This is a genomic window from Bradyrhizobium sp. SZCCHNR3119, from assembly GCF_032487775.1.
Lineage (GTDB): Bacteria > Pseudomonadota > Alphaproteobacteria > Rhizobiales > Xanthobacteraceae > Bradyrhizobium.
In genome coordinates this window covers 5295864-5313376 of sequence record NZ_JAUEUV010000001.1, presented here as the reverse complement: position 1 = coordinate 5313376, position 17513 = coordinate 5295864, and the positions used below count along the sequence as shown (strand labels likewise).

The window sequence follows — 17513 nt, the reverse complement described above, 5'->3', positions numbered from 1 at the left end:
GGGGCGGCGCCGAAGCCGGACGCCGCTACTCGCAGGCCGCACGGACCCGGCGCTCGCAACAGCCCGCAACACGACCACGGTGTCGGACGTCCACACCGCAAACATCGCTTGGCTACCGTCTAGGCAACTTCTGCGCGAGCGGCTCATGCAGCGAATGTGACGTTCCGATGATTTGGGCGGCCTTGCGGAAATCAGGCCGCCTTCTGCAAGCGCCTAAAGCGTTCCAAACGGAAGGGTGCGGGGTCGACGCAAGGCGTCGATCCCGTCACCAGATCAGCCATCAACGCACCAGCTCCGGGACCGATGCCGAAGCCATGACCGGAAAAGCCGGTCGCGATATGAAGGCCAGGAACTGAACCGACCGGCGCTATGACCGGAACGGCATCGGGCGTGACGTCCATGAGGCCTGCCCACATCTGCGTAACCTTGGCGCCGCGGAACGCTGGGAAGGCTTCGCTCAGATGGCTGAGGCCGCCATGGACCAGTCGCCACGACGGATCGGGATCGAGAATGCGGACCTGTTCGAAAGGCGTCACCTCGTCGCTTTTCCAGCTTCGGGCCATCGACAGTTCGCGAAAGAATTGTCCGCCGATGCGAAGCGTCAGCTCCCTCCAGCTCTTGATGAGAGTCGGCGTGTAGTCGCGGAACAGACGGAAGCTGTCCGGCGTGATCGGCGCGATGTTCGCGTTCCGCTGGGCAACGGTGAAGCCGCCGTCGAGGCGACGGCGGAAGGCGAAGTTGCCGGCACCGACGGCGAAATCAGGAACACCTTCGACCGCTGACACACGGGCGACACTGCCGAGAATCTTCAGGACAGGAAGATCGATACCCATGTTGCCGGCGAAGAGACGCGACCATGCGCCTCCCGCAAGAACGACCGACGAACAGCGGATCTCGCCGCGCTCGGTGACGCAGCCGCTCACCCTGCCCGCCGATCGTTCGATGGTACGGACCGCGCAATTGGTGAGGATGTGCGCTCCCTTGGCGGCCGCGCCGCGGGCAATGGCCGGGGCCGCGATGAACGGCTCAGCCTTGCCGTCGCTCGGCGTATGCAAGGCAGCGCGGAAGGATTTCGCCATTCCGGGCATGAGCGCCTTCAAAGACTCACCTCTGACAAGACGGGAGTCGAGGCCGAGCTGCTTGGCATGTTTCAGCCAATCCTCATACATCGCAACATCGGCGTCCGTGTCGCAGAGATATGCAATTCCAGCCTGCCGGAAACCCGTCTCGCCGCCGATGCGCGCATTCATGCCGCGCCAGATCCGGAGACTTTCGATGGCGAGCGGCAGCTCGGCCGGATCGCGCCCCATCTGACGTACCCAGCCCCAGTTTCGCGCCGACTGCTCCGCAGCGATCAATCCCTTTTCGCACAAGGCGACGCTCACGCCGCGCTCGACCAACGACAGCGCGGTGGATACGCCGATGATGCCGCCGCCGATGACGACGACATCCACCTTCGCCGGCAGTTCCTGCGGCGTCACGACAAGCTCGGGAATAATTCTAGACACGTCGTCCTCCTGGAAACGAACAAGGCGGTATGGATCAGGTGCGCCGTCCAGCCCTGAAATGGGCAATCAGGCGCTCGGTCCGCTCAGGGTCTGTGTAGGCAGAGACGTCTCCGAAAAGGAGAGCTGCCTCCGCCTCACTCATGAGACCTTGGGCGATCGCGGCATCCCGAATCGACAGGCCGTGTGTGGCCGCATGCTTTGCGATCGCGGAGGCCGTCGGATAGTCGTAGATCGCCGCAAGTGCGGTCGAAAGCGCAAGCGAGCCGGACGCATCGGCGAGACAGCGCTCGACATTCGCCGCGATTCCCACCACGCAGTTGGAGACGAACAGCGGCACGGCGCGGCGCATCAGGCGGATGGACTCGCTGAGCGCTTCGAGAATGATAGATTCCCAGACGTTCAGATCCAGTTCGCCCTCCGCGGCGCGTGTCACCGTTGCATCGTTACCGATCACGCGAAACGCGACCTGCATCATCATTTCCGGCATCACGGGGTTCACCTTACCGGGCATGATGGAAGAGCCGGGCTGCACGGCAGGGAGCACGATCTCCCCAAGACCAGCCCTCGGTCCGGAGGACATCAGCCGCAAGTCGGCCGACAGTTTCGACAGGACCAGCGCGGTCGCCTTCAGAGCGGCAGAGACGTGCACCCAGTGATCCGCGTTCTGAAGTGCATCGAACAGATCCTGTTCCGCGTCGTAGCGCTTGCCGGTCAGGACAGCGAGCTCGTCGAAAATCGCCGCACGATAGCCCGTCGAGGCACCGAAGCCAGTTCCAATCGCCGTCGCACCGAGTGGCAGCCGAAGGCAGGAGGCCTCGAGCCCGGCAAGATCCACGATCTGGCGCTCGAGCGCCGCGCGATATCCCGAGATCTGCTGTCCGAGCATGACCGGCAGAGCATCCTGCAGGCAGGTGCGCGCCAGCTTGACGACGCCGGCGAATGCCTCCTCCTTTGCAGAAAGCGCTTCGACAAGACCGGTCAGTGTGGCGCGCAACGCGGCGAGCTCTCCACCCAACGCCATCTTCATGGCCGAGGGAATGACATCGTTCGTGGATTGCCCCATGTTCACATGGGTGTTCGGGTGAACGGGATCCGGCCCCCTGCGCCCGGTCAGGATTTCACTCGCCCGGTTCGCCAGGACTTCGTTGACGTTCATGTTGGCGGCCGTACCGCCGCCGCCGTGATAGATGTCGACGGGGAAATCCGCACGCCTGATGGCACCGGCATACTCCGATGCGGCCCGGTCGATCGCCTCGGCAATTCGCCCATCCAGATTGCCGGCGCGCCGGTTGGCGCGGGCCGCGGCCTGCTTGATCGTGATGATCGCGGCAACGAACCCCTCGATATCGGCGATGGATCGTCCGGAAATCGAGAAGTTCTCGACCGCCCGCACCGTTTGGATTCCATAGGCGAGATCATCGGGAATGAGACGCGTACCAAGCGCGTCCTCTTCCAGGCGGACTGAAGTGGCGGGCTCGTCCATCTCAGCGCCCCGGCCGATCGAACAAATCGCGCAACCGATACCAGCCCGCGAAAAGCGGTACGAACCATGGCCTGCCCGAGTAGAGGGGCACGGCCGTAAACGTCTCCCGGTCGAATGCCGATGGCATGTTCTGCTGGCCGAGAATTTTCCGCGCCGTCTGGTAACCGAGATAGGTCATCAGCGCGACACCGTTGCCGTTGCAGCCGGCCGCAAAATCCGTCCCGTCCCGCGTGCCGAGATGGGCGATCTTGTCGACAGTCATGGCGACACGTCCGCTCCAGGCATGGGTGATCTTGACGCCCGCAAGCTGCGGCCAGATCGCCAGCATGCGCGCATAAAGCCGCTTCGCAGCAAGCCTGTCCGGCATATCGAAGATGCCCGGGCGCGAGCCGAAGAGAAGCCGCGTTCCATCAGGCGACGGCCGTGCATAGATGAGATCGCGGCGCGTATCGGACACCATGCGGGCCTGCGGTATGAGCTCGGCCAACAGATCTGCGGGGAGCGGCTCGGTGGCGATCTGATAGCTCTTGACCGGCACGATGCGCCTGGCGAGACCGGGCGTGGCATCGGCTGCGGTGTAGCCGTTAGTCGCGGCGACGACGTGGGCAGCGCGGATGCTGCCCCTTGCCGTCGGCACGATCTTTTCTCCCGGCCGCCCGTCCTGCACGATGCCAGCTCGCGCATGCGATCGCAGCATGACGCCGGCCGCACGCGCGCGGTCCCGCATTGCCTTGTGATATTTGCCCGGATGGAGACCGCCATATTGGTCGATCACCATGCCGCCATGATAATAGTCCGAGCCGATGGCGGCTCGCTGATGCGCGCGATCGAGGAAATGGACCGTGACGCCGGTCTTCTCCGCCAGCAGCGCGCCATGCCGCTTCAGGATGTCGTAGTCGCCAGCGGCATGGGCGCCGAAAAAGCGGCCGGTGAGCGCAAGGCCCGCATCCAGCTTTTCCGTCTCGACCAACATTTTCAGATAGTCGAAGCTCTCGTTGCTCTCGCCGATCAGGCGCGAGAACAGCGCGGGATCGATGCCCCGGATCGCGCCGCCGACAACCAGCTTCTGGCCACTCGACACCATGCCGCCCGACCGCGTCGAGGCCCCCTCGCCGATCCGGTCACCGTCGATGACGACGACCGAGCGGCCGGCGCGTGCCAGATGCGTCGCCGCGTTCAGGCCGGCATAGCCCGAACCTATGACCACGACGTCGGCGCGCGCTGGCAGCGGATCGAGATCAGTCTCTGGCTCAGCGGCCTCCCACCAATATGGCGCCTCCTTGAAGTCCTTGGCGTAGATATCTTCGAAACGGGCCATGATGCATCGAGCCGTGCGGCTCGCCTTTCATTGAACGTGGGAAGGAGCACGGAGCCACTCCCGGAACGTCGACTGCGACGGGCCGGACGGCGTTCGTCCGGCCCGGCGGTGCGATCAGAGAACCTGACCGAGAAATTCACGCGTGCGAAGGTCCTGCGGATTGTCGAAGAGTTCTGCCGGAGGCGCGCTTTCCACGATCAATCCATGATCGGTGAAGCAAACGCGGTGCGAGACTTCCCGCGCGAATTTCATTTCGTGAGTCACGAGGATGCAGGTCAGGCCGTCGTCCACGAGTTCGCGGATGGTCCAGAGCACGTCCTTCACCGTTTCGGGATCGAGTGCGGCCGTCACCTCGTCGAACAGGATCACCTCCGGCTGCATCGCGAGCGCACGGGCGATCGCCACCCGCTGCTGCTGGCCTCCGGAAAGCTGCCCGGGATAGCTGTCCGCCTTCTCCAAGAGCCGCACTTTCTTCAGGAGTTTGCGGGCCCGATCCTCGACTTCAGCCCGATCGTGGCCGAGCACCTGGATCGGCGCCATCATGATGTTTTCCAATGCCGTACGGTGCGGGAAGAGATTGTATTGCTGGAACACCATCGCGACCTGACGCCGTAGCGCCCGCATCGCCCTCTCCGACTTCATTTCGTGCACGCGGTGCGCGCCGACGCGGACAAAGCCCTGGTCCACCGGGATCAGGCCGTTGATGCAGCGTAAGATGGTGGACTTCCCCGACCCGGAAGGGCCGATGATGCAGACCGCCTCGCCTTTTTGCACGAACATCGAGATGCCCTTGAGGACGGGAACGTCGCCGAACGACTTCTTGATGTCGTCGACTTCGATCAAAGCACCGCAACGACTCATAGATTGTCTCCTTTCACGGCACGTTCCAGCCGGCGCGCGACGACCGCGATGGGATAACAATAGGCGAAGAACAGGAAGAGAATGGTCAGATAGAAGTATACGATCACACGCTCGCTCTCGATCGCGAGCGAGGTGTTGAGGATGGTCAGGACATCCTGGATGCCGGTCACCGTCGCAAGCGCGGTTGCGATCATCACCAACGCGTAGAGATTCATCCAACCTGGGATCATGCGCCGCAGCGCCTGCGGCATGATCACGTGGCGATAGATCTGGCCGGTGGTATAGCCGAGCGAGCGCGCTGCCTCCCACTGTCCGCTGTGGATGGACTGGACGGCGCCTCGGATCACTTCGGAGAAATTCGCCGCGGTCGGCAGCGCAAGACCGATCACTGCCTTCACAAAAGGCGGGAAAGGAACGATCCAGCCGAAGACGTGGATCTCGAACGGCAGGATGTAGAGCATCGCAAAGAGCAGAACGAGCCAGGGCGCATTGCGCAGGAAATTCATCGTCAGCAAGGAAGGAATGCGGACCAATCCGAACTTGGACAGCGTGGCAATGCCGATGATCGTACCGAGGACCGTCGCCAGCGCCATCGCGGCGATGGAGACGAGAATGTTGAGCGCAAAGCCGCCCGTCACCGGCCAGCCGCTGCCGGAGCCTGTCAGAAGCAGAGGAAGCCGCAACAGCACCCGCGCCCAATACGCCGAGCCGCCCGCCGCGGCATCGATTCCGACCCAGACCACCACAGCCAAGGCAATCAGCAACAGAACGGCGCGCTTCTTTTGCTCGTAGGAAAGCGTGTAGCCCACGATCAATGCCCCTTTCCGTAGCCGGGAAAGGCCATGAAGGCTTCGAGCCTCGCCATTGCGAATGTCAAGATGGACACGAGCGTGACATAGATGAGGAGCACGAGGATCATGACCTCCAGCGTGCGGAACGTGTCGTTATAGATCTGTCCGGCGTAGTACATCAGCTCCGGCACCGTAATGACGGATGCCTGCGATGTCGTCTTGAACAGATTCGTCAGGATGTTGGTCAACCCCGGCAGGCAGATGCGGGTCGCGATCGGTGCCTCGATGCGCCAGAACCTGGCCCATCGGCCGTACCCCAACGACCGCGCGGCCTCGACAATCGACCGGGGCATAGTTTCGATGCCTGAGCGAAACGTCTCTATGGCCAGCGCTCCACCGAACAGGCTGAGCGACATCGCGGCACAAGCGAACGCGCTGAGAAGCGGAACCGATAATCCCGTCGAAGGGTCGATCACCCGCAGGCCAAGGGTAGACAGGGTGAAATAGGCGAACAGCATCTGCAACAGCGGCGGCGTATTTCGAAACACTTCCACGAACAGCTCGATCAAAGCGTCGAGCCAGAATATCCGCAGCGTGAGACCAAAGGCTCCGAGGATGCCGATGAGCATGGCGACGCTCGATGAGAGCGCCGCCAGCTTCAGAGTGTTGACGACCCCGGTCAGCAGCCAATGCTGGTATGTCGAGTCGGCAAGCCAGGAATAGTCGAGACCGAACAAGGGTCGCTCCGCGTCGGTCAGTTCTTCTTCGCGGCCGCAGCCTTGGCCCGCTCGGCGATGTAGGCGGAGTGCGGCATGCCGAATTCGGTTTCCCACGCGATCAGCTTGCCTTCGGCCTCGGCCTTCCCGATGGCCTTGTCGACAGCTTCGCGAAATGCCGCATCTCCCTTGCGGAGACCGCCGGCCATCGGCTGGAATTCATAGGGCGCAACCGCGATCTTGTAGTTCGTCCAGTCGGCCTCCTTGAGCTTCTGTTGGAGCGTCATGTCGTCGAAAACGAAGCCGATGCAGCGATTGTCCTTCAGCGCACGATAGGCTTCCGGCTGGGTCTTGAAGGCGACGAGATTGATGCCGAACTCCTCGGTCATCTTCTTGTTGTAGTAGGAGCCCTGGATGCCGCAGACCTGCTTGCCCTTCAGATCCTCCCACTTGGAGATCGTGGCCTCCTTGGCCATCAGAACCGAGGGGCCCGCGGCGGAGACATATTCCGTCGTGAAGTCGATCACCTTGCCGCGCTCGGCGGTGACGCCGAGCGTCGCGAAGATCGCATCGATGCGGCCGGCGGTCAGGAATTCGATGCGGTTGGCGGCGACGACCGGCACGAGTTCGATCTTGTCCTCCGAGCCGAGCAACTCCTTGGCGACGTATTTCGCGAGCGAGACCTCGAAGCCGACCACTTCGCCCTTGTCGTTCAGATAGCCGTACGGCGCGTAGTCATTCTTGACGCCGACGACGAGCTTGCCGCGCGCCTTGATGTCATCGAGCGTGCCGGCTATGGCGGCGCCATCGACAAGAAGGGCGACGAGCGCAAGAGCCGAAACACCTATCGTTTTGAGGTTCGTCATTGGTCCCCGTGGGTCAATGATGACCTGCCGGCGCTGTTGCGACAGCGCCGCTTCAGCCATCAGCTTTGCGGATGCGCGGATCGCCCAGAATTTATGCAATTCTTTGTGGCGACCTATTTTTCATCATTGAAGGCATAAATTTCTCATTATACAAGTTACCAGAAGAAAATTTTTCATAATATGAGAACTTCTGTGCCGAGAGCCGACCATTCGCCGTCCGGAGGAGCGCAACTCCTTGACCGCGCAATCATCTTGCTGGACCTTGTCGCCGACGGCGGGGTCGAGGGCCTCTCACTCAAAGAGCTGACAGCCCGCTCCGGGCTCAACACGGCCACCTGCCATCGCATCCTCAACACGCTGGTCGGCCACAAACTGCTGGCCCGCGATGACAAGAAGCGGCGCTACCGGCTTGGCGCGCGCATGGCCATTTACGGTCTGCGCGCAGCCCGCGGCCCCGGCCTCATCAGCCGTTGCGAGGTCGCGCTGACCCGCCTGAGGCGCCGCACCGGCGACACGACCCATCTGATGACCCGATTCAACCACGATTCGGTCTGTCTCGACCGGCGTGACGGCGAGTGCATCGTACCGACACTGACGGGATCGATCGGCGGTGCCGTGCCCCTCGGCGTCGGTCCGGGCTCGATCGCGATGCTCGCCTTCCTCGACGGGGACGAGCAGGACTACATCATCCGCGCCAACCTCCAGCGCTACGCGTCCTATCGCGATCTCACAGAGGACAAGGTTCGACAATTGATCAGCGATACACGCCGGCGCGGATACGCGGTCGACATCGGTGAACTTATTCCTGGCATTGCGGGGATAGGGATGCCGATCATGACGCCGGGCGAAAAGCCGGGCGCCGCCCTCAGTTTCACGTTTCTCTGCGCGAAGCTGGCGCCAGGCGTCGTCGAACACTACGCTTCGCTCCTGAAGGAGGAGATCGACGCGATCGTCGGTCAATAGGAAGTGTGGAGCGGGAAACTTACGACGACCTCTGCGGTGGCGAGCCTGAAGCTCCGATCAATTCGATCGCACGCTCACCATCGGAACTTCGACTTCAAAGCCGCGCGACGCGCAATGTTCTAAATGCAAGGCCCTGAACTCCCTCCGCGCGAAGGAAGCCCTGGCTGCAACGCCGGGCTTTTGACGAAGGTACAGCTTCGAACCACCACAACAGGATGCTCGATCATTGAGGTCCGACACGACGAGCAAAAAAAGGCGGTCACACGGCCGGCACCCCGGAACAGCCAAGCGGGACTGCGCTTAATTGACGTATGCGAACAGACGATGTGATCTGCCCCAGTTGCAAGGCAGGCTTCCGCCGGATCGAGCTTCAGTCGCAGACCGGAAGCGCCGGCGAGATCAGGTGCCCGCTTTGCGGCGAGCTTCTCGAAGTGGTCGACGGCGCAACCGAGGTTGCATATCGGCTGACGGTCGCTCCGGAACGAATCTCCGACGAGAACGGCTGACGCCGTGCATCTCCGTGTGTTTCCGGGGACGCGAACTGCTTTGACCTGACTCAAGGTGTGGTTGAACAGCCCGCACTAGAATTATGTCGTCATTGCCGAACTGCCCTTGAAAAGGGAGCTACGACGTTGACGCCGAGCCTCGGCCCGCGGCGGTCCGAGGCTCGGTCACTTTTGCGCGAGGGTATCGCGGCCTGTGGCAACCGGACGACACGAGTCACCTTCGCATGTCACTGCAGCGTCCGTCAGCCGCAGATCGGCGCGCCATATGGATTGACATTGCTCCGCTGAAGCGGCTGCAATGGCCATATCGGTTGCCGCTCCGCGACCTCGTGAACGCCTCCAGTTGAACGATGACTGTCCATACCCCTCCTCTGCTCACGCCTGAAGAATTTGCATCACTGCTCGAGATCGCAGTCGGCGAATCCAAATCCAGCGTACCGCAGGCTCATGTGACCAGGCTGGTGACGTTGGGCTATGTCGCCATTGCCGACAATGCTCCCGTCGTCACAGGCGATGGATTGCTGCGGATCACGGAAAGCGAATGAATTCGGCGCCAACCGGCGCCATATCGACGGCAGCTAAATTCGGCAGAACGGCTCGCACTCCGCAACCAAAAGCTGAACGGATCAACCGTATTTTCCCGGAATTGATCTGAGCGCTGTTTGCGCCTCCATTGTCCGGCATTCGTGGATTAACCCAGCGGCCTGGGGCGGTCACGGCTCACCGGTTTTGGAATGCCGCTCTATTTTTTTCGTATTCGAAACGGCTGCTATTCGGGGGTCTCGGAATATGGGACCGAATGTCCCGATCGCAATGCTGCCTGGAAAGAGATGACCACCGTCTGCGCCGACATGGCGAGCAGCATCTCGCGCAAGCTTGCCGAAAATTCCGAATGGCAGATGGAGCTGCTCGACGAGGCCAAACAGCCGGTGTTCCGTATCCGGATCGTGGCAGAATCTCTCGACCGAGCCTGATCCGACCGCCCAGCGCCTTCCGATTCCGCCATTCGCATCGGATCCGGGCCGGGCAAGCGTGCCTGCAAATTTCGGAACCGAGGGGTACTGACAAACCGTTGATTCCACGACCGATTTGAATGTGCATGTCCGAGGGCGGATGCGCGGACCGCAGAACCTTGATCTAGATCAACACATTCGGTCCGATCCTGGCCGACTTATCCCAAAAGATGGGTAATCTGATCTTTAAATGTCCCCGGACCGGGATGAACGTGCAGCATTGGCTGGAAGAGTCTAAGGCCGGCGATCCGACCTCGTATGAAACCGTGGTCTGCAAGGCCTGCACCCGGCTTCATTTCATCAACCGTCACACCCGGAAGCTCCTCGGAGAAAACGAACCGCGTCCGGATGTTTCCTGACGCCGATCGGATCTAATCCGCATTGGGCAGCCGCCGCATGGTGAATTCGATGGTGCCGTCCGGCAATTCCCGCCAGCTTTCGACAGCACTCATATAGCCTGCCTTGGGATATCGGCTGAGGTATTCGCGAGCCTTGGCGCGGGCTGCCTCGCGCGGCAGCATGAATGTATCACGCACGTAGCCATCGCCGCCCTTGCGCCGGGCGGCCATCCGACTGGCGAGATCTCGTGGACGCAATCTCACTCACGACCTCCGTACACGCCTCCCCTGTTAATATAGACAAGAGCTGGTCGAATCCGAGTCGGAAGTAAGATCGTTCGCTGCCTGCAGAAGCCCGGAACTGGTTCAGTTGGCGCTGGCGCCCATCTTCTTCTTGGCGGCGGTGGTGGTCTTCACCGCCGGGCTTTTCGGCGCATCAGCCGCGCGCACCCCACCCCATGGATCTGAGCTCGTCTGGGCGTTTGGAATCTTCTTCAAGGTCTCCTTGTAGGCCTTCTCCCGGGCCGCATCGGCTTCCTTTTCCTCATCGGTCTTCGAAGGGCTATCCGCGAGCAGATTGATGTTCGGCATCTGCGCGGCAGCGGGCAGGATCCATGCCGTCAACACTGCAACGGTGACCGCCAAACCAAGCTTTTTCATCGCATGCTCCCTTAAAGCCTCGGCCGTTTTATAGCACCGCCTGCTCTGCCGCCAAGCGCGGACCTATGGCTGAAGACGACCCGCCCGCCTGCATTCGGCCCGGCGCTCGTCGATCCCCGCTTCTGCACCCGGGCCATTGAAACCAAGACTACGGGCGACACGGCGATAACCCGATACGGCGTGCAAACCCTTACGCGTACCCGTCCCGGCTTGCGATCATAGAGTGACAACTCCGGCGTTTTCAAGCCGAGCGTCTGCGGCATACTGCTCGATCACACGTTCTCGACGCCACCCAGCGAATATCGGAGGATCGCCCACCATGCCGCACGAGAGTTCAGCTTTCCGCATCGAGGATGCACGACGTGTCCTCGACGACGTATTCGCCCCCTGGATCAAAGAGCTGGCGCTGTCGGTCGAAAGCATCGTGCTTGCAGATGGGCAGGAGCCCGGCGCAATCCTGCGCCTACCCTTCTCCGAACGGCTCTGCCGCGACAATGGTGTGGTCTGCGGCCAGGCGCTCATGGCGTTTGCCGACACTGCGATGGTGATTGCCATGGTCGCGGCTAATCGCGGCTACCGCCCGATGACGACGGTCGATCAGACCACGCATTTCATGCGTGCGGTCGCCTCCTCCGACGTACTGGCCGACGCACGTGTGGTGCGCCTTGGCCGTACCATGAGTTTCGGCCGGGTGACGCTCACAAGCGCTGCCGATGCCAAGCCGGTCGCGATGGTCTCGAGCGCATTCGCGATGCTGTGAGGCTCCTGGTGCACTTTCGGATCCATGGCCCGACATCCGAAAACGTGTTTCCTGAAGGGGGATGCGAATGTTGGCGCCGGATCACGAGCATCATCGTTAACGGTGCGTAAACCGTGGCGCCAGTGGTGAATGGTATTGCGTTCATCTGCACGAAACAGTTTCGCAGTACTTTTAGGTACATTTTGAAGTGAAGGCGGTGATATCAGATCGGTTACGGCCATGAGCGACATCACGACGGACAAACGCATTGCGCCTCGCCACCGGGTGCTCAAACAAGGTCGGCTTGCCTTCGACGGCGGCGGCGCCGTCGATTGCATGGTGCGCAACCTTTCCGACACCGGCGCTCGCGTCGAAGTCGTCACCCCGGTCGGTCTGCCTGAAATCTTCACCCTGGTGATCCCGGCCGACAAGTTCACCCGCCGCTGCCACGCGGTGTGGAGTCACGACAAGCGGATCGGGATAGCGTTCGACTGAGTTCGCGGCGGACGTTTGCAGACGATCGACAGGTCAGACCAGGGCTGATGTCATCGGGCCCATAAGCGCGGGACGCGATCACGGAGCGATGCCCCGATGACGATCCGATCGGCCAGCACCGACATCGTCCATCTGAACGCCGCCGGAGCCGGCTTGATGCCGGAGAGTGTGACCGCGGCGATCACATCGCATCTCCACCTCGAGCGCCGGCGCGGCGCACATTGGGCTATGCAGGAAGCGGGAACGGCGCTCGATGAGACGCGCCTGCTCGCGGCGCGTTTGCTTGGCGTTGAGCCGCATCATCTCGCATTCGGCGAGCAGACCAGTCGGCTCTGGGCGCTCGCCTTCGCATCGATGCCCCTCGAGCGCGGCGGCCGCATTCTGCTCGCACGCAACGATTGGGGCGGCAACATCCTGAACGTGCTGCAGCGTGCGCAAGCGAGCGGCGCCGAGATCATCCGTCTGCCGATGTCCACATCCGGACTCATCGATGTCGAGCGCACTGCATCGCTGATCGACGACAGCACGGCCGCTATTTGCGTGTCCGCAGTCGCCAGCAGTTTCGGAGCGCTGCAACCGGTGGCGGCGCTCGGCGCCCTGCCGCGCCCGGAGCATTGCCTCTATTTCGTCGATGGCGCACAGGCCGTTGGACAATTCGATGTCACGCTGCCCGGTGTATCGGCGGATGTCATGGTCGCGCCGGCCAGGAAATGGCTGAGAGGCGGACGCGGTCAAGCCATGATGGCACTGTCGGGCCGCGCAATGCGGCGTCTCGGAGCGCCCCCTGTCTTGGACCAGATTGCAGGAAGCTGGCAACCCAACGACACCTTCCGGCTGCGGGAGGATGCACGGCGGTTCGAAACCTGGGAATTCTCGGCGGCCGGACGCCTCGGCCTGCGTGCCGCGCTACAGGAGCTGAACGGGATCGGCGTGGCCGGTGTTCGCGCCGATCTCGCCGATAAGCTCAGCCGCCTGGAGACAGCCTTGCACGCCGTGCCAGGATTTCAGATCTTCGAAAGTGAACACGGTGATCGCGCCTTTCTGACGCTCCATCATGCAAGAATTCCCGCCGACGCGCTCGTTCATGCACTCGCGACACGAGATATCGCCATTGCATCGATCGGCCCCGACTATGCGCGCTGGGAGCTCGAATCCCGCGGCCTCGACAAGATCGCGCGGATCGCGCCTCACATCTATACAACGAACGACGACCTCGCCCGATGTGCCGATGAGATCGCCAGGATTGTGCAAACCCAAGCGTGCACAGATTAGGCCCGTGTCGGTGGCACCAAGTGGACTGCTACTCCTCAGGCCGCTTCTGTAGCTACTTCTGCTTCTTGTCCGGCTGTGACGGCCGCGCCCCACTCCAGGGATCGTATTTTTCCTTCGGTTCCGGGATGCGCTCGAGTGCCGCCTTGTAGGCGCCCTCATCGATTTGCGGTTTCTTCAGCTCGCTGCTGCGCTGATCGCCGCCGCGAGACCGTCTGCCGCCGCCCATCTGCGCCTGCGCCGGCCAGGCCACGAGCCAGACCAGCACCGCAATCAGCACGATTCTCATCGCACGCTCCGTCCCTCGTATGCGGACGAACTTACCCGTTATCGCCTCCAGGGCAACGGCATATTGCATGGCGGGGATTCCCGAGGCGGCCGCCGTCAAAAAACGGCCAACGACCACATATGCTAGTAGTCACGCCGGCTAGGAAAATGTGGCGGGATGCGCCCGTAGCCGCCGCCATATACGCCACCAATCCCGATGCCAACCGGCGGCACGCGAACGGGCGGAGCGTAATATTGGCGAACCGGAGGCTCATAGACCACGACATCCTCAAAGTCGCGGACATGTGGCGTACGGCTTGCGCGCCGGGGCGGATTCGCCTCGTGCTTCTTTGAAGGCTTTTCTTCGACCTTATTTGTCCCGTTGTTTCTGGGCGGCATTGAACAGGGACCGATCGCTGCATTGGTCAGTGCAATCGAGGGACTCCCCTGAGGTGCCGTGCTCCCGACCGACGTGCTGGCAACCGCCGCTACGGGCGTCACGACAGGACGGTTGCGTAAGCGTTCGATCAATTTCCGCGCAGTCGGTGTGAGATCGCTCTCGGGATAGCGGCCAAGAAAGGCCTGATAGGATGCCACCGTATTGATCAGCACGGCCTCATTCCACGCGGCCATCCGGTTGTGAAGATCGAGCCAGGCGCGGGCCTGCGGTCCAAACGGTGGCTGGGTATACAAGGTGACAAAGGCCTCATAGGCCTCCACGCTGCCGTCGCCGACGATCATCTCATGGGCGAGCTCGACCGGCCTGCCCTGCAATGTCCGCCGCCATTCCTCCACACTCAGCTTGGCTGTCACGAGCTTTGGTGCGGCATTCGCCGCGGACGCATCGGTGGCGGCGATGAAGCGGAAATCCTCGGTCAGAGACGAGGACTCCCATGGCGTCTGTCGTCCCTCGGTCTCCTTGTTGACGGCGACACGCACCCGCTTGAACGCCTCCTCGATCGGAAGGCCCGGCTCCCGCGCGGCCTTGAGCAGCGCCGCTGTATAGGGGCTGTTGCTGCCGCTGCCGTCCTCCGCCTCCGCGCCGGGCGAGGTCGAATAGGACAGGAAGGTGCCGGGTGCGCCGGTCTTGGCGTCCACCAGCGCGAGGCCATGGCCCGCGGTCTGATTGAGCGCCGGGAACGGATTGTTGCGGCAGGCGTCGAGCAGCAGGATGCGCATCCGGCTCGGCACCGAGTTCAAGGTATTCAGCACGTCGTTGAGCCGTACCGCCTGCAGCGGAATGTCCGCCTCACGCTGCGGATCGACATCCACCGGGATCAGATAGTTCTCTCCGTCGATCTGCAGGCCATGCCCGGCATAGAACACGAGCGCCACCGTATCCGGCCCCTTCGCTGCGACCCTCGCGGCAAAGTCGCCGACCTGCCTGTTGATATCCCGCTGCGACAGGTCGGCAGCAGCCGTCACATCGAATCCGGCATCGGTCAGCAATTGCGCCATGGCTTTGGCATCGTTGGCCGGATTGGGTAATGCCGTCACTGCACGATAGGCGGACTGCCCGATCACCAGCGCCAATCGATTTTCGGCCGCGGCCGGCTTCGCACCGACCAACAATCCGCCGACAGCGAGGGCGGCACACAGCAGCTGGCGAAACATGGCGATCTCCTTGCTCGTCGATGACCCTCGTTGCGCTTTGGTCGGAACAATTCCGATCCTGGTTCATGGCGGTCGGTGGCTATGTGAGGTGGTGCACAGTCGGCTCGTCGGCACGAAACGGTGAGCGGCAGGGGTCGCACGATCAGCAAATGTTGATCGCTCCGGCCGGGTCTTCGCCGCGATCATGGATAGGCTCTGCGCAGATGCGTGGACCAGCGCAGCGCAGTTGAATGTCCGGTCGGTTCTCGATGCCCTCTCCCTCGGAGTTCAATCAAAACCGTACTGCAATCAATGGGTTTTCCGATTCCGAAGCTCGCAAACGAGCCTACCGCGAGCCGATGCGAGCTTCGAAAGCGGAGCATTAGCTTGCCAGTGCAGCCGGCGGTCCCTCATTCGGCGTTGATGACGGCCATCGCATGGACAGCGTTGGCATTGACGCTCTCCGGATGCGGCACCGCCGACAGCCGGGCGTCCGTTCCGGCGTTCATGCGAGCCCGGGAGCCGGACCCGCCGCGACCCGAGCCGGCGCCTGATGTCAAACGCCTGGTCAACACCAACCTCGACAGCATCTTTCTCGCCAGTTCCTATCCGCGCAACATGCGGGTCTCCGAGCCGCATCGCGCCGTCCGCGGTGACGGCTGGACAGCGTGCGTTCGAGCCGACCTGACATCGGCGACGGGGACCCCGCTCGGCTCGCAGACCTACCGGCTCCTCATCACAGAGGACGGGATCAAGGACCGGCGTCGCGTCGGTAACGAAGATAATTGCGTGTCCGAATCCTTCACGCCGCTTCTGCCAACCAAATAGGATCAGGCGCGCGGCCGGAATTACCGCTCCGGCCCAAAAACCTTACCTTCCTATTAACGCGTGCCGTCGCTCGGCGATTTACCCCTCCGCGCAAATTTAACGAATCTTCGGCACCATCCCCTCCGTATATCAAAATGTATATGACGGGCTGGTCAGATTCTTCATGAACATTCATCTCGTGAGCGACGACGTAGCCAAGCTCGCCGTGCTTCGTGGCATGCTGGAAGATCGTTGTTCGCTGACATCCGAATTGCTTGATGGCGCGCATGTAAGCGGCCGCAATATCGACTCCCTCGTTGTCGCCGCAGATCTGCGAAGCGTCGACAACATCACGGCGCTGAAGGAAATCTCCGATCAGCTGTCGCGCATTCCGAAACGGATATTCCTCACCGACCACAAGTCGCGGCTATCTACCGTTCAGGCCTATGCGCTCGGTGCGACGAGCGTGATGTCCAGCACGCCGACCCGTAACCAGCTGTTGAGCAAGCTGCTGGATCTCCGGCCATCGTCGCTTGCGCCAAGCATCACACAGGACGGCGGACGGCAAGCGGCGTTCGCCGGTGCCACCTGCATTGCCTCGATGTTCGCGGCCGTCCTGAGCGGCGGCGAGATCGACGTCGAGGAGACGCGGCGCGCCGGCAAACGCATCGCCGATTGCGTTGCAGAGAACGGATTGGCCGAGTGGCTCGCCAACGTCCGTCGCCATCACGAAGGCACCTATCAGCACTGCCTCTTGGTCACCGGCATCGCGGTCGATTTCGGTTTGAGCCTCGGCGTCCGAAACTACGACCTCGAACGCCTCTACATGGCCGCGATGTTCCATGACATCGGCAAGGCTAGGATTCCGCTCGCGATCCTCGACAAGCCCGGTCGCCTCGACAGCAACGAACGAGCGCTGGTCGAAACCCACCCCGCTGCCGGCTACGACGCACTCAAGGGCAACGCTGCCATCACGCCGGAGATGCTTGATGTCGTCAGGCACCATCATGAATTTCTCGATGGCAGCGGCTACCCGGACGGGCTGTGCGATGCGAGCATTTCGGATCTGACCCGCATTCTGACTATCTCGGACATCTTCGCGGCGCTGATCGAGTATCGCATCTACAAGCCGGCCATGCCACGCGAGAAAGCCTACGAGATTCTCCAGAGCATGGAGGGAAAGCTGGAGATGCCGCTGGTCGGCGCGTTTCGCGAGGTCGCGCTGGCGCGGTGAAATTCGGCCGGCGTAGCACCGACGGTTAACACGACCGCTCAAATTGCAGGCAAACTGCAAGTCTCTGTTGCCAGCTCTGGGATAGC

The 17513-nt window shown here is 62.1% G+C and carries 19 protein-coding genes; 8 read left to right on the top strand and 11 right to left on the bottom strand.

Annotation, left to right across the window (positions count from 1 at the left end):
- Positions 1–191: 191 nt before the first annotated feature.
- From QX034_RS24385 to QX034_RS24355, 7 genes are all read right to left on the bottom strand, one after another.
- The gene (locus QX034_RS24385; RefSeq protein ID WP_315706092.1) at positions 192–1508 is read right to left on the bottom strand and encodes an FAD-binding oxidoreductase; all 1317 of its coding nucleotides are present in this window, start codon (positions 1506–1508) and stop codon (positions 192–194) included.
- A gap of 34 nt (positions 1509–1542) precedes the next feature.
- On the bottom strand, positions 1543–2991 hold the full coding sequence (locus QX034_RS24380) for an aspartate ammonia-lyase (protein ID WP_315706093.1): 1449 nt from the start codon (positions 2989–2991) through the stop codon (positions 1543–1545).
- Position 2992: 1 nt separating this feature from the next.
- A complete protein-coding gene (locus tag QX034_RS24375) occupies positions 2993–4309 on the bottom strand; it encodes an FAD-binding oxidoreductase (protein WP_315706094.1) in 1317 nt (438 codons plus the stop codon).
- A gap of 114 nt (positions 4310–4423) precedes the next feature.
- Entirely contained in the window at positions 4424–5170 is a 747-nt protein-coding gene (locus tag QX034_RS24370; RefSeq protein ID WP_315706095.1) for an amino acid ABC transporter ATP-binding protein, read from the bottom strand.
- Positions 5167–5979 (bottom strand): amino acid ABC transporter permease, encoded by an 813-nt coding sequence (locus QX034_RS24365; RefSeq protein WP_315706096.1) that lies wholly within the window; start codon positions 5977–5979, stop codon positions 5167–5169. The genes QX034_RS24370 and QX034_RS24365 overlap by 4 nt, the downstream gene beginning before the upstream one ends.
- Positions 5980–5981: 2 nt before the next feature.
- Positions 5982–6698 (bottom strand): amino acid ABC transporter permease, encoded by a 717-nt coding sequence (locus QX034_RS24360; RefSeq protein WP_315706097.1) that lies wholly within the window; start codon positions 6696–6698, stop codon positions 5982–5984.
- A gap of 17 nt (positions 6699–6715) precedes the next feature.
- Positions 6716–7543, bottom strand: a complete 828-nt coding sequence (locus QX034_RS24355; protein WP_315706098.1) for a transporter substrate-binding domain-containing protein — start codon at positions 7541–7543, stop codon at positions 6716–6718.
- Positions 7544–7723: 180 nt separating this feature from the next.
- Here QX034_RS24355 and QX034_RS24350 point away from each other — a divergent pair, with 180 nt between their 5' ends.
- The 3 genes from QX034_RS24350 (at position 7724) to QX034_RS24340 (ending at position 9986) form a co-directional block, all read left to right on the top strand.
- Positions 7724–8506, top strand: coding sequence for an IclR family transcriptional regulator (locus tag QX034_RS24350; RefSeq protein WP_315706099.1), 783 nt, complete (start codon positions 7724–7726; stop codon positions 8504–8506).
- 856 nt (positions 8507–9362) lie between these two features.
- Positions 9363–9557, top strand: coding sequence for a hypothetical protein (locus QX034_RS24345; RefSeq protein WP_315706100.1), 195 nt, complete (start codon positions 9363–9365; stop codon positions 9555–9557).
- A 189-nt stretch (positions 9558–9746) separates the two neighbouring features.
- Positions 9747–9986 carry a DUF6894 family protein gene (locus QX034_RS24340; protein WP_315706101.1) on the top strand — a complete coding sequence of 80 codons (240 nt, stop codon included), beginning with the start codon at positions 9747–9749 and terminating at the stop codon, positions 9984–9986.
- Between the two features lie 410 nt (positions 9987–10396).
- Here the strand turns inward: QX034_RS24340 and QX034_RS24335 are convergent, their stop codons facing one another.
- On the bottom strand, positions 10397–10594 hold the full coding sequence (locus tag QX034_RS24335; RefSeq protein WP_409977536.1) for a hypothetical protein: 198 nt from the start codon (positions 10592–10594) through the stop codon (positions 10397–10399).
- A 135-nt stretch (positions 10595–10729) separates the two neighbouring features.
- Positions 10730–11023, bottom strand: coding sequence for a hypothetical protein (locus QX034_RS24330; protein WP_315706103.1), 294 nt, complete (start codon positions 11021–11023; stop codon positions 10730–10732).
- Between the two features lie 319 nt (positions 11024–11342).
- Between QX034_RS24330 and QX034_RS24325 the strand changes: the two genes are divergently transcribed.
- The 3 genes from QX034_RS24325 (at position 11343) to QX034_RS24315 (ending at position 13529) form a co-directional block, all read left to right on the top strand.
- Positions 11343–11783 carry a PaaI family thioesterase gene (locus QX034_RS24325; RefSeq protein WP_315706104.1) on the top strand — a complete coding sequence of 147 codons (441 nt, stop codon included), beginning with the start codon at positions 11343–11345 and terminating at the stop codon, positions 11781–11783.
- 219 nt (positions 11784–12002) lie between these two features.
- On the top strand, positions 12003–12257 hold the full coding sequence (locus QX034_RS24320) for a PilZ domain-containing protein (RefSeq protein WP_315706105.1): 255 nt from the start codon (positions 12003–12005) through the stop codon (positions 12255–12257).
- 96 nt (positions 12258–12353) lie between these two features.
- Entirely contained in the window at positions 12354–13529 is a 1176-nt protein-coding gene (locus QX034_RS24315) for an aminotransferase class V-fold PLP-dependent enzyme (RefSeq protein WP_316195892.1), read from the top strand.
- Positions 13530–13581: 52 nt separating this feature from the next.
- Here the strand turns inward: QX034_RS24315 and QX034_RS24310 are convergent, their stop codons facing one another.
- Positions 13582–13815, bottom strand: a complete 234-nt coding sequence (locus tag QX034_RS24310; protein WP_315706107.1) for a hypothetical protein — start codon at positions 13813–13815, stop codon at positions 13582–13584.
- 122 nt (positions 13816–13937) lie between these two features.
- Entirely contained in the window at positions 13938–15407 is a 1470-nt protein-coding gene (locus QX034_RS24305; protein ID WP_316195890.1) for a caspase family protein, read from the bottom strand.
- Between the two features lie 372 nt (positions 15408–15779).
- On the opposite strand from QX034_RS24305, the gene QX034_RS24300 reads away from it, so the two are divergent.
- Positions 15780–16214 carry a hypothetical protein gene (locus tag QX034_RS24300; RefSeq protein ID WP_409977698.1) on the top strand — a complete coding sequence of 145 codons (435 nt, stop codon included), beginning with the start codon at positions 15780–15782 and terminating at the stop codon, positions 16212–16214.
- Between the two features lie 163 nt (positions 16215–16377).
- Positions 16378–17427: an HD-GYP domain-containing protein gene (locus QX034_RS24295; protein ID WP_315706109.1), complete on the top strand. Its 1050-nt coding sequence runs from the start codon at positions 16378–16380 to the stop codon at positions 17425–17427.
- Positions 17428–17513 lie beyond the last annotated feature (86 nt).

Coding starts and splice junctions, on each gene's coding strand:
- QX034_RS24370 (WP_315706095.1), bottom strand. CDS start 5,170: ATGAGTCGTTGCGGTGCTTTGATCGAAGTCGACGACATCAAGAAGTCG.
- QX034_RS24350 (WP_315706099.1), top strand. CDS start 7,724: ATGAGAACTTCTGTGCCGAGAGCCGACCATTCGCCGTCCGGAGGAGCG.
- QX034_RS24345 (WP_315706100.1), top strand. CDS start 9,363: ATGACTGTCCATACCCCTCCTCTGCTCACGCCTGAAGAATTTGCATCA.
- QX034_RS24325 (WP_315706104.1), top strand. CDS start 11,343: ATGCCGCACGAGAGTTCAGCTTTCCGCATCGAGGATGCACGACGTGTC.
- QX034_RS24305 (WP_316195890.1), bottom strand. CDS start 15,407: ATGTTTCGCCAGCTGCTGTGTGCCGCCCTCGCTGTCGGCGGATTGTTG.
- QX034_RS24330 (WP_315706103.1), bottom strand. CDS start 11,023: ATGAAAAAGCTTGGTTTGGCGGTCACCGTTGCAGTGTTGACGGCATGG.
- QX034_RS24295 (WP_315706109.1), top strand. CDS start 16,378: ATGAACATTCATCTCGTGAGCGACGACGTAGCCAAGCTCGCCGTGCTT.
- QX034_RS24310 (WP_315706107.1), bottom strand. CDS start 13,815: ATGAGAATCGTGCTGATTGCGGTGCTGGTCTGGCTCGTGGCCTGGCCG.
- QX034_RS24335 (WP_409977536.1), bottom strand. CDS start 10,594: ATGGCCGCCCGGCGCAAGGGCGGCGATGGCTACGTGCGTGATACATTC.
- QX034_RS24355 (WP_315706098.1), bottom strand. CDS start 7,543: ATGACGAACCTCAAAACGATAGGTGTTTCGGCTCTTGCGCTCGTCGCC.
- QX034_RS24320 (WP_315706105.1), top strand. CDS start 12,003: ATGAGCGACATCACGACGGACAAACGCATTGCGCCTCGCCACCGGGTG.
- QX034_RS24380 (WP_315706093.1), bottom strand. CDS start 2,991: ATGGACGAGCCCGCCACTTCAGTCCGCCTGGAAGAGGACGCGCTTGGT.
- QX034_RS24375 (WP_315706094.1), bottom strand. CDS start 4,309: ATGGCCCGTTTCGAAGATATCTACGCCAAGGACTTCAAGGAGGCGCCA.
- QX034_RS24340 (WP_315706101.1), top strand. CDS start 9,747: ATGCCGCTCTATTTTTTTCGTATTCGAAACGGCTGCTATTCGGGGGTC.
- QX034_RS24315 (WP_316195892.1), top strand. CDS start 12,354: ATGACGATCCGATCGGCCAGCACCGACATCGTCCATCTGAACGCCGCC.